Origin of the sequence: Plantactinospora siamensis (assembly GCF_042434095.1) — a bacterium.
Lineage (GTDB): Bacteria > Actinomycetota > Actinomycetes > Mycobacteriales > Micromonosporaceae > KBS50.
This window is the reverse complement of record NZ_JBHLUE010000004.1, coordinates 801,782-814,230: the sequence shown is the minus strand read 5'-3', so window position 1 is coordinate 814,230 and position 12,449 is coordinate 801,782. Positions and strand designations below refer to the sequence as shown.

Below are 12,449 nucleotides of genomic sequence, written 5' to 3'. Positions count from 1 at the left end.
TCGGCGTCGGCCCGCCGGCGTCGGGTCGGGCGTCGGCTTGCCCGTGAGGGCCCTGACCTGGTGGGATCGCCAGCGTGCGGCAGCAGGAAGGCAGCGCCGGGTCGGCGGAGGCGCACCGCACCGTCGAGGCGGTGTGGCGGATCGAGTCGGCGAAGGTGGTGGCCGTGCTGGCCCGGCACGTCCGGGACGTGGGCTGGGCCGAGGAACTGGCCCAGGACGCCCTGGTGGCCGCGCTCGAACAGTGGCCGCGGGACGGCGTACCGGCCAATCCGGCCGCCTGGTTGACCGCGGTGGGCAAGCGGCGGGCGATCGACGCGGTCCGGCGCCGGCAGACCCTGGACCGCAAGCTGGTGGAGCTGGGCCGCGACCTGGCCGAGGGGTTCACCCCCGACTTCGACGCGAACCTCGACCAGCCCATCCAGGACGATCTGCTCCGGTTGGTCTTCACGGCCTGCCATCCGGTGCTCCCCGCGCCGGCCCGGGCCGCGCTCACGCTGCGCATGCTCGGTGGGCTCACCACCACGGAGATCGCCCGGGCTTTCCTGGTGCCGGAGTCGACGATCGCGCAGCGGATCGTGCGGGCCAAGCGCAGCCTCGCCGACGCCAGCGTGCCGTACGAGACGCCCGCACCCGCCGAGCGGGCCGAACGGCTCCCGTCGGTGCTGGAGGTCATCTACCTGATCTTCAACGAGGGCTACTCGGCCACCGCGGGGGACGACTGGATGCGTCCGGCGCTGTGCGCGGACGCGCTGCGGCTCGCCCGGATCCTCTGCGGGTTGATGCCCGAGCAGGCCGAGGTCTTCGGGCTGACCGCGCTGCTGGAGATCCAGACCTCCCGGAACGCGGCCCGGGTCGGCCCGGACGGCGGGCCGGTGCTGCTGTTCGAGCAGGACCGCACCCGGTGGAACCGGCTGTTCATCCGGCGCGGCCTGGCCGCCCTCGACCGGGCGCGGACGCTCGGCGATGCCGGCCCGTACACGCTGCAGGCGGAGATCGCGGCCTGCCACGCCCGGGCGGCCGCACCGGCCGACACCGACTGGCCGCGGATCGCCGACCTGTACGCCCGGCTCGCCACGCTGGTCCCGTCGCCGGTGGTGGAGCTGAACCGGGCGGTGGCGGTGTCCTTCGCCGCCGGTCCGGCCGCCGGCCTGGAGCTGGCGCGGTCGCTGGTCGACGAGCCGGCCCTGGCCGACTACCACCTGCTGCCCGCCGTGCTCGGCGACCTGCTGGCCAAGCTCGGCCGGTACGCCGAGGCGCGGGTCGAGTTCGACCGCGCCGCCGAGTTGACCGGCAACGAGCGGGAGCGGGCGCTGCTGCGCGAGCGGGCCGCCGCCTGCGCGGCCGGCACCGCCCCGACCCGATGAAGAGAGGGCGCGGCGGCGCCGAAAAACTTCGCCGGCGATGTCGATCCGCCGCACGCCCGCTCGACGCGTCAGTGAAAGCCCGGAACGAGAGGAACCGAAAACATGCGTTACATGCTCATGCACAAGGTGGACGAGCAGGACCCGCGGTCGCACAACCCGAGCCCGGAGTTCATCCAGAAGATGGGCGGGTTCATCCAGGAGGCCGCGCAGGCCGGGGTGCTGCTGGTTGGTGAGGGACTGCGACCGACCACCGACGGCACGTCCCGGATCAGGGTGGAAAACGGGAAAAAGACGGTCACCGACGGTCCGTTCATCGAGACCAAGGAGCTGATCGCGGGCTTCGCCATCCTCCAGGTGCGGTCCCAGGAGGAGGCGATGGAGTGGGGCCGGCGGTTCGTCGACCTGTTCGACGGCGAGCTGGACTACCTCGAGGTCGACATCCGGCCGGTCAGCGAGTTCGAGCCGGAGCCCGCGAGCTGACCGCCGCCGCGCCCGCCCGCCCGCCGTCCGGGTCCGTCCCGGGCGGCGGCGCGGCCGGGACGGGCTCGACCTCAACCCGGTTGTCGTGGAACGTCGGACCGCCGCCGAGGTCGGTGTCCCGGATCGGTGTCACCGCGTTGACGGTCGCCCCGCCCGGGCTCAGCCGCGCCCAGTACGCCTTGTGGGTGAAGGCCACGCCCGGCCGGGTGGTGTCGTCCACCGCCACCGAGGCGAGGAACTCGCCCCGGTCGTTGTGCACCCGCACCGGGTCGCCGTCGGCCAGCCCGCGGGCCGCCGCGTCGGCCGGATGCAGGTGCACCCGCGGCGGTCCCATCTTTCCGGCATGCCACTGCTGGGAGGCGAACGTGGAGTTGAGGAAGAACCGGGCCGCCACCGACAGCAGCACCAGCGGGAACCGGCCAGCCAGCGCCGGATCCGACCCCTCGACCGGCGGGGTGTAGCCGACCAGCGGGTCCACCCCCATCCGCCGCAGCGCCCGGTCGACCAGCCGCGCCCGCCCGTCCGCGGTCGGGAAGCCGCCCGCGGCGTACGGCGCCGACCCGACCGGCACGCCGGTGGCCCGCACGTACGTCCGCTCCCGTAGCTCGGCGAGGTCGATCGGGGTGCCGGCCAGCAACTGCCGCACGAGATCCTCGTCCGACTCGTGCAGCCGCGGATGGTCCAGCCCCAGCGCCGTGGCGATCCGGCGGAAGATCTCGGTGTTCGGCACGGCCTCGCCGGGCGCCGTCACGACCGGCTCGTTCAGCGTCAGGTAGTGGTGGCCGTAGGAGTCGTGCAGATCCAGGTGCTCCGGCTGCATGGTGGCCGGCAGCACCACGTCGGCGTGGTCGCAGGTGTCCGTCCAGCGCTGCTCGAGAACCGTGGTGAACAGGTCCGACCGGCGCAGCCCGGCGAGCACCCGGCGCTGGTCCGGCGCGGTCGCCGCCGGGTTGGCGTCGAACACCACCAGCGACGTCACCGGCGGATCCGCCTCGCCGGTGAGCACCGCGCCCAGCCGGCTCATGTTGATCGACCGGGCCCGCGGCGCGGGCAGGTCCGGCGGCCGCTCCACCGGGCCGGTGTCCACCGGAAAATGACCGCCGGTCATGCACAGCGCTCCGCCGCCGGCGTACCGGAAATCACCGGTGACCAGCGGCAACGTGCAGATGGCCCGGACCGCCTGGCCGGCGCCGGCGTGCCGCTGCAGGCCCAGCCCGACCCGGACGGCCATCGGCCGGGTGCTGGCGACCCGCTCGCCCAGCCGGCGCAGCACCGCCACGTCCAGGCCGCACTCGGCGGCGGCCCGCTCCACCGGCCACTCCGCGAGCCGGGACCGCAGCTCCGGCCAGCCGGTGGTGTGCGCGTCCAGCCAGGCGGTGTCGGCGGCGCCCGCGTCCAGCACACAGCGCAGCAGGCCGAGCGCCAGCGCGGCGTCGGTGCCCGGCAGCGGCGCGAGGTGCTCGTCGCACCGCGTCGCCGTGTCGGTGCGCAGCGGGTCGATGGCCACCACGTACGCGCCGCGCCGCCGGGCCTCGGCCACGAAGTGCCACTGGTGCAGGTTGGTGGAGAGGGTGTTGGCGCCCCACAGCAGGATCAGCCGGGCCTCGACGATGGACTCGGGCTCGAAGCCCACCTGGCCGCCGTACAGCGACTGCAGCGCCGCGCCGGCCGCGGCCGTGCAGATCGTGGTGCGCAGCCGCGACGCGCCCAGGTGCGCGAACAGGCGCAGGCCCAGCGATCCGCCCTGGACCAGCCCCATCGTGCCGGCGAAGTAGTAGGGCAGGATGCCCTCCGGGCCGTCCCGGTCGATCGTGGCGCGCAGGCCCTCGGCCACCCGGTCGGTCGCCTCGGCCCAGCTGGCGGGCCGGAACGACACCGGACCGGCGCCCTTCGGGCCGACCCGGACCATCGGCGTGGTCAGCCGGTCCGGCCCGTTGAGCGCGTCGAGGTAGCGGTTGACCTTGCCGCACAGCGCGCCGCGGGTGAATGGGTGGTCCCGGTCGCCGCGCAGCCCGACCGCGCGGCCGTCCCGCACGGTCAGCTGCCAGGTGCAGGTGTCCGGGCAGTCCAGCGGGCAGGCGCCGAGGTGCGTGGTGGTCGGCATGCCCGGGATGCTATCGGCCGGGTACGACACCCACCCCCGGCCGGCCGGGCGGTCAACTCCGCACGGGGTTGCGCGACCGGAATAGCATCGAATGAGGACGATCTTCAAGCGACGGGTCGAGGATGTCGACCCCACGGACCGGATGGGTCGCAGCCGAGGATGACAACCGGAGACGCCGCGCCCGGGGCCAGGACCGTTGACCCGCGACGGCTCGCCACGACGCCCGGGTACGCGGACACCGCCCGGATCGACCAGCTGCGTGCCGCCGAATACCCGCAGCTCGACCGCGACGGGCAGGTCTACCTCGACTACGCGGGCGCGGGGGTGGCCGCCCGGGCGCAGCTGGCGGCCCACCACGACCGGCTGCTGTCCGGGCTGTACAGCAACCCGCACTCGGAGAACGCCAGCTCCGCGGCGGCCGGCGCGCTGGTCGAGTCGGCCCGCCGGGCGGTGCTCGAGTTCTTCCGCGCCGACCCCGGTGAGTACGCCGTGATCTTCACGCCGAACGCCAGCGGCGCCTGCCGGCTGGTGGGGGAGGCCTACCGGTTCGGCCGCGCCGCCCCGCTCGTGCTGACCTGGGACAACCACAATTCCGTCAACGGCATCCGGGAGTACGCCCGCCGGGCCGGGGCGCCCGTGAAGTACGTACCGCTGGCCGGGCCCGACCTGCGGGTGGCCGAACGGGACGTGGTGGCCGCGCTGGACGGCGGTCGTGGCCCGCTGGCCGCCGTCCGCGGCACCGGCCTTGCCCGCGGCGCTGGCCTTGCCCGCGGCGGTGGCCGGCGGGGCCTGTTCGCCTACCCGGCGCAGAGCAACTTCACCGGCGTGCAGCACCCGCTGGGCTGGGTGGACCTGGCCCGGCGGCACGGGTACGACGTGCTGCTCGACGCCGCCGCGTACGCCCCGACGAATCGGCTCGACCTGAGCGCCGTGCGGCCCGACTTCGTCTGCCTGAGCTGGTACAAGCTCTTTGGCTATCCGACCGGCGTCGGCGCGCTGCTGGCCCGGCGCGAGGCGCTGGCCCGGTTGCGCCGGCCGTGGTTCGCCGGCGGCACCATCCGGGCGGTCAGTGTGCAGGGCGGTTGGCACCAGCCGATGGCCGACGAATCCGGGTTCGAGGACGGCACGCTCAACTTCCTCAGCATCCCGGACGTGGAGTTCGGGCTGCGCTGGCTCGACTCCATCGGCGTCGAGCTCATCCACGCCCGGGTCGGCCTGCTCACCGGGTGGCTGCTGGACCGGCTTGCCGGGCTGCGGCACCGCACCGGCCAGCCCCTGGTCCGGATCTACGGGCCTCCGACGGCGGCGGGTCGCGGCGGCACGGTGGCGCTCAACCTGCAGCGCCCCGACGGTTCCCTGGTGGACGAGCGGCTCGTCGCGCGCGACGCGGCGGAGGCCGGGTTCGCCCTGCGTACGGGCTGCTTCTGCAACCCCGGCGCCGGCGAGGCGGCGTTCGGCATCGGCCGTCGCTCGCTGCGTGACGCGCTGCTGCCGCACGTCGGCACCATCGACGCGTACCTCGAGGCGCTGAGGCTGCCGACCGGCGGCGCCGTACGGGTCTCCTTCGGGCTGGCCTCGACCGCGGCCGACGCGGAACGGTTCATCGACTTCGTCTCCGCCACCTACCTGGACCGGTCCGGCCCGACCGACGTCCCGCTGGCCCCCCGACTGCGCTGCTGACCGAATCCGGGAGGGCAACCGGGCCGCCGATCCGCCCGTGTCCCAACTCGCTGCTCGTCTCCCGATGCCCTCAACAACAGCCCGTTGTCCATGTGACCGCGCAGCGCGATGGGGTCTCCCGCAGCGGGCCTGGGGACCCCTAGAGTGCTCGGGTGACCGACGCGACGATCGAGAACGCGGCCCGGGAGATCCCCTTCCCTGCGGCCGCTGCCGGGGCCGAGACGCCGCCCGGGGCCGAGACGCCGGGGGAGGCCGAGACCCCGGCGGAACCTGAATCGGTGGCGGGGGCCGAAGCGGTGGCGGAGGCCGAAGCGGCGGCCGAAGCCGGGATGGCGGCCGAGCCGGTGGCCCAGAACGAGCAGCCGGTTGAGGACGAGGCGTCGGCCGAGGCGGAGACGGCTGCGGAGCCGGAAGAGCCGCTGGCCGAGGACGGGATGCGGGCCGACCCGGAGAAGCAGGCGAGCTTCGCCACGCTGCACGACGGACCGTACTTCGCACAGGTCGTGGCGGCCAACCGGGCGTACCTCATGGCGGCCGTGCCGAACGTGATCGCGAACGAGCGGGACCACTGGTCCCTCTCCTGCCTGCCGAAGACGGGTTCGGGGCGCCGCCTGTCCGCCATGAGCATGCGGCGGATGGAGACGTTCGTGCTGTTCCGGCCGGACCGACCGGAGGACGATCCCGAGGACATCTCCGGGTTGCTGGTCGTCCGCGATTCCGTGCTGCGGGCCAAGGCGGGGTCGGAGCAGACCATCGAGGAGCAGTACCCGCACCTGACGTTCGACCGCAGTCGCTACCACGACGCCGGCGACGACCAGCTGCGGGTCTGGGGCTGGTATGACGAGCTGATCGACGCGCTGGCCGAGGAGCCGTTCGCGGCCGCGGCCCGGGATCTGGCCGAGTCGCTGCTGACGGGCCGGACGAACCACGCCCGGCACCACAACTACCAGCTCGCCGACCACGTCCTCGGCCGCGCCACCACCGAGAAGCCCGCCACCACCGAGAAGCCCGCCACCACCGAGAAGCCCGCCACCACCGAGAAGCCCGCCACCACCGAGGAGCCCGCCACTACCGAGGAGCTCGCCACCACCGAGAAGCCCGCCACCGAGAAGCTCGCGGCCGCCGCGGCCGACTCAGCCGCCGCGGCCGACTCCGCGATGCAAGGAGTCGGGTCGGGGGCCTGAGGTGGCCGGGGCCGGGCGGGATCAGGCCAGGAAGCGCTCCGGGTCGAAGTCGTCGACCGAGATGATCCGTACCCGGGGAAGCGGGCTGGTGAAGCAGTGCGCGTCCTCCTCCAGGTCGAACAGCTCCAGCCCGCCGTCCACCAGGTTGGTGAAGCCGGCGTTGAAGAACTCGGGAAAGCCGATCAGGCCCACCCGCCGGCCGTCGCCCAGCACATTGCGGATCTGCGGGATGAAGTCGCCGTCGTGGCTGGCCAGCAGCACGTCCCCAGGCCGGTTGACGATCGCCTGCAGGGTGCGCTGGATGCCGATGTCGACGACCTTCTGCCCCGGCGAGCCGGTCAGCGCGATCGGCCGGTAGTTCAGCGCCAGCAGGGCCCGGACGAACGGGGTGGGCAGCACCCCGGAGGTGGCGTTCAGGAAGAACAGCGCCCGCACCGGCTGCCCCCAGGTCTCCTGGGCGAACTGCCGCAGCCGCTCCCAGCGCGGCCGCTCCTCCGGGTTCGGCCGGTGCTCCAGCACCTGCCCGCCGAGCGTGGCGTCGATGTTCTCGCCGTCGACCAGCAGATACGTCACGGCAGCCTGAGGTCCGACCATGCCCGAGACCCTAGCCGAGAATCGGTCGGAAGCACCGGGACAACAGTTGAGCCGGCGGAACGATCCGGCCGTACCCGAAAAGTGCTCACTGCCGTCGCGCCAGCCGGCGCGTGGGGAAGGGGCGGTCCTTCCCCACGCGCCGGCCCGGTCGGCCCGGTCCCGTCTAGCAGGGGCCGACCAGGGATTTGACGTCGTGGATGGTGGAGATCCAGCCGTCCGCCGCGTGGCCGCTGGCGCCGGCGGCCGAGCCGCCGATGCTGGCCGGGGGGATGGCCGGGCGGGGGAGCGGAGCCGCCCGGACGGCGCCGGGGACGGCCACGGTGACCGCGCCGGACACGGCGAGCAGGGCCAGGCCGAGCGCCAGCCGGGCGCCGGCTCGGCGCGGGGTCCGTGCGGGCGAGCGAACGGGCTGGTCGGCGCGCATGGCCGTCACCGCCCGGGCCACTCCGGGTCGGCGTACGACCAGCCCAGGTACGGCGCGCCCGGCCAGCTGAGCGAGACCCGCCGGACGGTGGGCGCCGAGGTGAGATAGCTGCCGTTGCCCTCGGAGAGCATCACGTGCCCGGCGTAGCCGTTGATGGCGGCGCCGTTGAAGAAGACCAGCGCGCCGGCCGGCGGGGTGCCGGTGGTGTGGATCATGCCCCGGCCGTTCAGCGAGTTGTAGTGCGTCAGCGCGGTGGCGTAGCCGCTGGCCGCCCGGCCGTACGCGTGCCCGACGAAGTTGTCGCACCAGCCGTCCCAGGCGTGGTTGGAGTCGCCCAGGTCGCCGTTCGTGTACGCCTGGCCGAGGACCGACCGCGCCCAGGCCATCGCCCGGTCCTCGCGGCTGCCGGTGGGTGGCCCGCCGCCGCATTCCGGCTCGCCCGGGATGTACTGGTTGAAGCCCGGGGTGTTGGTGTAGTAGTCGCTGATCCAGCCGCTGGCGGGCGAGCTGATCTGGTGCCAGACCGAGTTGCCGTAGACGTCCCGGCCGTGCACCGCGCATTCGGTGGTGAATCCGGCGCCGTCGGCCAGGACGGCCACCGCCGACGCCCCGGCGTCGTACGGGCTGGTCCGCACGGCCAGACCGGCGCCGCCGGTGCCGGTGACGCTGTAGCCGGAGATTCCCGCGTACGATGCCGTGGCCGTAGCGGCCAGCAACGCCGCCGTGACGGCGCCGGCCGCGAGCAGTCCGCGGACGAGTCGGGGCAGTGCCCACCGGGCCTTTCTGTCGTGGGGGTGGTTCACACCATCCTCCTGTGCTGGGGGTGGGGGAGCGCTGTGAGATCATATTGAGAGGGAACTATTGAGCGGCCGTCCCTCCGCAGCACCGATCCTGTCCGTGCGGCCGCTTGTAAAGCACCGTCTTGACGGGCGTTGACACCAGGTTTTTCCGCGCCAGGGAGGGCACGTGTCCGGTCAGAACGGGAAAGTCAGCGACCTGACCTCAGCCGACGCCCGGCTCGGCGAGTTCGTCGCGGAGCTGGCCCGGCTGCGGCGGGAGGCCGGCCAACCGTCACTACGGAAGATGTCTGCGACGGCCCACTATTCGCACACGGCACTGTCCAGTGTGCTCTCCGGCGGTCGGCTGCCGTCCCGGGAGCTGACCCTGGCGTTCGTCCGGGCCTGCGGCGGCGATGAGGAGGCCTGGGCGGAGCGCTGGCATCGGGAGAACGCGTTGTCCCAGGGGGCCGAGCCGGGCACCGCCCAACCGCCGGCCACCGCCCAACCGCGGGGCACCGCCCAACCGCCGGGCACCGCCCAACCGCTGGCCACCGCCGAACCGCCCGTCGGGCCGGACCGGCGACGCCGGCTGCCGCGGTGGGCCCTGGTCGCCGCGGGCGGCCTCGCGACGCTGGCGACCATCGCGGCCATCGGGCTGGTCACCGGGGCGCTCCCGCCGCGTCGGGCGGCCGAGCCGGCGGCCCCGCCGGCCCCCTGGTCCGCCCCGGACGGGGCGGATCCACAGGAGCAGCACTGCCAGGTCGACGCCATCAGCGCGCGGACCGTCCAAGTCCCGGACCGGACGGCGGGGCGGCCGCCGTACGGGGCCCTGACGTTGCGGTACTCGCCGCATTGCCAGGCAGCCTGGCCGCTGTTCGTGTCCACCGAGCGGGTGCCGATGGGCGTGACGATCCGGCTGCGCATCACCCGCCCGGCCGATCGGGCGGTCAGCCGGTTCGACTACCCGTACCTGGTCAAGCATCAGGTTTACAGCGTGTTCGGCAACGTCCTGAAGACCACCGGCGGATGCGTCTCGGTGGCCGTCGAGATAAGCACGGCCGACAACCGCAGCACGCTGGCCACCGCCGACTCCCCGTGCGAGGTTCTCCGGCCGGGGGTCTGAATCCGCGATCCGGTGGGGACACCGGGTGCGGCGGTGAGCGCGTATCGTCCACGGGCATGGGGGATGATCGACTGCACCGGGCCAAGGAACTCTACGAGACGGCCGTCTTCGGCGGGGACGCCGCGGCGCTCACCGCTGCGCAGACCGACCTGGACGGCGTGGAGGCGGATCTGGCCCTGGCCCGGGGCCGCATCGCGCACGCCCGGTTCCTCGCAGATCAGCAGGAGGACCCGGCGGAACTGGGCCAGTTCGAGCGCGCCGTCGAGCTGTACCGGCGGCTCGGCGACACCCGCGGCGAGGCCGAGGCCCTGTTCTGGGTGGGCACGTACCACCAGGTCATCCGCGGCGACGGGACCACCGCGGTGCCGTCGCTGCAACGGTCGTACGACCTCGCCCGCGAGGCCGGGGACGACATCACCCGCTCGTACGCGGTGCGGCACCTCGGCTTCGCGGCCATGGAGGCCGGCGACCGGGACCTGGCCCGGCAGCGGCTGACCGAGTCGCTGGAGCTGCGCCGCGCCGCCGGTTTCCGGGCCGGGGTGGCCGCCGCGCTCCTCGCCCTCGCCGAGCTGGCCGCCGAGTCCGGCGACCGGGAGGGGGCTGGCACGCTGCTGGCCGAGGCGACCGCCGAGGCGGAGGCGTGCGGCGCGTCCGGGATCCTGCGCTGGATCGAGGCGGCCCGCCAGGAATTGGCGGAGAACGACCCGCGGTAGGGAAAGGCGACCGGGGCAGGGGAACGGCGGAATCCGAACTGCGCTGGGTGACGGGCCGGAATCGAACGGTGGCAGCGTCGTGATGCCGACAGTGAAATGACCGAAGCACCGAGGCCGGTCGCACGACGCGGACCTGCGGCGACGGTACGGCACGTCCGGGGTCGCGCGCCGTTACGGGAATCCATCTGACCTTTCAGGGGATTCAGCCACCGCACGCGGACGGTAGAAATCCAGAACAGGCAATGTCCATGCTTGCGAAGGATGATCGCCAGTGCCGGTTGAAGAAGTCGTGAACCCGCATCCTCAAGGGCTGGCCGGGACGGTGACCGACGGCTGCGCCGTGCGGGTCATCAGCATCTACTCCGTGCCGTGGCACTATTCCGGGGACCGCGTCCGCGACCTGTCACCGGCGCTCGACCTCGGCCCGCTCAGTGAGGATTACAAGCTGTATCGCGAGCAGTTGCCGCGGTTGCTGTCGAACGAGCCGTTCGGCGGCGACGCCGTGGCCAAGAGTCTCGCCCTGCCCCAGCCGCCGGCCGGGGTGACGTTCACGAAGTCCGAAGCGATGATCTTCGCCCTGCCGTCCAACCAGGTCGTGGTGGCGGCCCTGTTCAGCTTCGCCACCGAATCGCTCGTCGGGCCGGAAAAGGCGGCGGGCGTACGGGCCATCACGGCCGTCCTCGAGCAGTGCATCCGCGGCGACATCACGGTGCGCTCCGGCACGGGGGAGCGGATCCCGCTGGCCGAGCACATCCACCGGACGCTGCCGGACCCGACGCCGCGCCGGCGCCCGGACCGGGATCGCGAGGCCCTCAACCAGGCGGCGAACGTGCTGCTGCCGGAGCGCCATCAGCTGGTGTTCGTCGGCCCCCGCGGAGAGCCGTCCGAGCAGCCGGACGACGATGTGGTCAACGAAATCGTGTACCGGGAAACGCCGCCGTACAGCGAGGAGTTCTCCCGGCCGCAACGACCGGAGCAGCTGAATCTGACCCGTGACGACCGGTCGTTGATGGGCGTGGTGACGCCGTACGTGAGCCTGCTGTGGAATCACCAGGTGCAGGTCGAGGACAGCATTTATCTCTCCACCGTGCACGCGGTGGGAACCGCGACCACCTTCCGGCAGATCTGGCGCGACTCGTACCGGCAGGTGCGCAAATTCCGGCTGACCGAGCAGGCCCAGGAGGTCGGCGTCCAGACGCGGGACGCGCTGGAGGCGCTCGCCGACAAGCTCGGCAATCTGGAATTCGACCTTACGTTCAGCGTCGAATTTCCGCTCATGCGCATCGAGACGTTTCATACGGCGCTGTACGAGGCCATGGACCTCTCGGGGCAGGCGCAGGCGTTGAGTCAGATGTTCGGCCAGCTGAGCGGCAGCCTCCGGTCGGAGATCACCGCGATCGACGTCCGGGAGCGCCGGCGGGACGACGGGCGCCAGAAGTGGAACGCATTCGCCGCCGGCGTGCTGAGCCTGATCGGTGTGTCGGTGGGCTTCGTGATCGCCTTCCTCGGCGTGAACACGACGCAGGTGCCGACCGAGCCGAAGCCGCTGTCCATGTGGGACCCGAAGTTCGCCTCGGTCTACCTGGTGGCCGGCCTGTTCGCCGTGGTCCCGGTGTTCCTCATCGCCTTTCCCTACCTGCGCAGCTGGACCGAGCGGCGGCGCGACCGCTGGCCGCTCGTGCTGGGCGCCGTGCTGCTGCTCGCCGGCGCCGGCCTGGCCGTCGGCGCGTACTTCGTCGACCGGGACTCGGGCCGGACCCTGGTCATCGACGCGATCATGAAGTCGGTGGGGCTGCTCGGCGGCCTGCTCGGGGCGAGCCTGCTGGGCAGCTGGCTCTGGGCGAACCGGATCCGCTCCTGGTGGCGGAAGCGGCGCGAGCAGACGCGGGAGCAGCGCGCGGCCGAGCGGCAGGCCCGGCCGACCTCGCCGGCCGAGTTGCGGGCCGCCGCGACGACCGGCTGGAGCCGCTCGATCGCCGACTGAGCCGAGCCGGCCCACCGGAA

11 protein-coding genes are annotated in these 12,449 nt (G+C 73.2%); 7 read left to right on the top strand and 4 right to left on the bottom strand.

Annotated features, from left to right (window positions below; genetic code table 11):
- Positions 1-74: 74 nt before the first annotated feature.
- Positions 75-1,364, top strand: coding sequence for an RNA polymerase sigma factor (locus ACFFHU_RS08615; protein WP_377337171.1), 1,290 nt, complete (start codon positions 75-77; stop codon positions 1,362-1,364).
- 102 nt (positions 1,365-1,466) lie between these two features.
- The gene (locus ACFFHU_RS08610) at positions 1,467-1,844 is read left to right on the top strand and encodes a YciI family protein (protein WP_377337170.1); all 378 of its coding nucleotides are present in this window, start codon (positions 1,467-1,469) and stop codon (positions 1,842-1,844) included.
- Here ACFFHU_RS08610 and ACFFHU_RS08605 read toward each other — a convergent pair.
- On the bottom strand, positions 1,813-3,948 hold the full coding sequence (locus ACFFHU_RS08605; protein ID WP_377337169.1) for a molybdopterin-containing oxidoreductase family protein: 2,136 nt from the start codon (positions 3,946-3,948) through the stop codon (positions 1,813-1,815). The genes ACFFHU_RS08610 and ACFFHU_RS08605 overlap by 32 nt on opposite strands.
- Before the next feature lie 159 nt (positions 3,949-4,107).
- On the opposite strand from ACFFHU_RS08605, the gene ACFFHU_RS08600 reads away from it, so the two are divergent.
- Entirely contained in the window at positions 4,108-5,628 is a 1,521-nt protein-coding gene (locus ACFFHU_RS08600) for an aminotransferase class V-fold PLP-dependent enzyme (RefSeq protein ID WP_377337168.1), read from the top strand.
- Positions 5,629-5,780: 152 nt separating this feature from the next.
- A complete protein-coding gene (locus tag ACFFHU_RS08595) occupies positions 5,781-6,812 on the top strand; it encodes a hypothetical protein (protein ID WP_377337167.1) in 1,032 nt (343 codons plus the stop codon).
- Positions 6,813-6,833: 21 nt separating this feature from the next.
- Here ACFFHU_RS08595 and ACFFHU_RS08590 read toward each other — a convergent pair whose 3' ends face one another.
- The 3 genes from ACFFHU_RS08590 to ACFFHU_RS08580 form a co-directional block, all read right to left on the bottom strand.
- Complete coding sequence (locus ACFFHU_RS08590; protein ID WP_377337166.1) at positions 6,834-7,406, bottom strand: NYN domain-containing protein; 573 nt, start codon at positions 7,404-7,406, stop codon at positions 6,834-6,836.
- 163 nt (positions 7,407-7,569) lie between these two features.
- Positions 7,570-7,830 carry a hypothetical protein gene (locus ACFFHU_RS08585; protein WP_377337165.1) on the bottom strand — a complete coding sequence of 87 codons (261 nt, stop codon included), beginning with the start codon at positions 7,828-7,830 and terminating at the stop codon, positions 7,570-7,572.
- A gap of 5 nt (positions 7,831-7,835) precedes the next feature.
- Complete coding sequence (locus ACFFHU_RS08580) at positions 7,836-8,633, bottom strand: hypothetical protein (protein WP_377337164.1); 798 nt, start codon at positions 8,631-8,633, stop codon at positions 7,836-7,838.
- Positions 8,634-8,796: 163 nt separating this feature from the next.
- Here ACFFHU_RS08580 and ACFFHU_RS08575 point away from each other — a divergent pair, with 163 nt between their 5' ends.
- The 3 genes from ACFFHU_RS08575 to ACFFHU_RS08565 all read left to right on the top strand — a co-directional run bounded on the left by ACFFHU_RS08575 (position 8,797) and on the right by ACFFHU_RS08565 (position 12,429).
- Positions 8,797-9,732, top strand: coding sequence for a helix-turn-helix domain-containing protein (locus tag ACFFHU_RS08575; protein ID WP_377337163.1), 936 nt, complete (start codon positions 8,797-8,799; stop codon positions 9,730-9,732).
- Positions 9,733-9,788: 56 nt separating this feature from the next.
- On the top strand, positions 9,789-10,445 hold the full coding sequence (locus tag ACFFHU_RS08570) for a tetratricopeptide repeat protein (RefSeq protein ID WP_377337162.1): 657 nt from the start codon (positions 9,789-9,791) through the stop codon (positions 10,443-10,445).
- 271 nt (positions 10,446-10,716) lie between these two features.
- Complete coding sequence (locus ACFFHU_RS08565; RefSeq protein WP_377337161.1) at positions 10,717-12,429, top strand: hypothetical protein; 1,713 nt, start codon at positions 10,717-10,719, stop codon at positions 12,427-12,429.
- The last annotated feature ends 20 nt before the right edge of the window (positions 12,430-12,449 follow it).

What these genes read in the sequence shown, in the direction of transcription:
- ACFFHU_RS08610 (WP_377337170.1), top strand. Translation starts at nt 1,467, where the DNA reads ATGCGTTACATGCTCATGCACAAGGTGGACGAGCAGGACCCGCGGTCG.
- ACFFHU_RS08590 (WP_377337166.1), bottom strand. Translation starts at nt 7,406, where the DNA reads ATGGTCGGACCTCAGGCTGCCGTGACGTATCTGCTGGTCGACGGCGAG.
- ACFFHU_RS08600 (WP_377337168.1), top strand. Translation starts at nt 4,108, where the DNA reads ATGACAACCGGAGACGCCGCGCCCGGGGCCAGGACCGTTGACCCGCGA.
- ACFFHU_RS08585 (WP_377337165.1), bottom strand. Translation starts at nt 7,830, where the DNA reads ATGCGCGCCGACCAGCCCGTTCGCTCGCCCGCACGGACCCCGCGCCGA.
- ACFFHU_RS08605 (WP_377337169.1), bottom strand. Translation starts at nt 3,948, where the DNA reads ATGCCGACCACCACGCACCTCGGCGCCTGCCCGCTGGACTGCCCGGAC.
- ACFFHU_RS08570 (WP_377337162.1), top strand. Translation starts at nt 9,789, where the DNA reads ATGGGGGATGATCGACTGCACCGGGCCAAGGAACTCTACGAGACGGCC.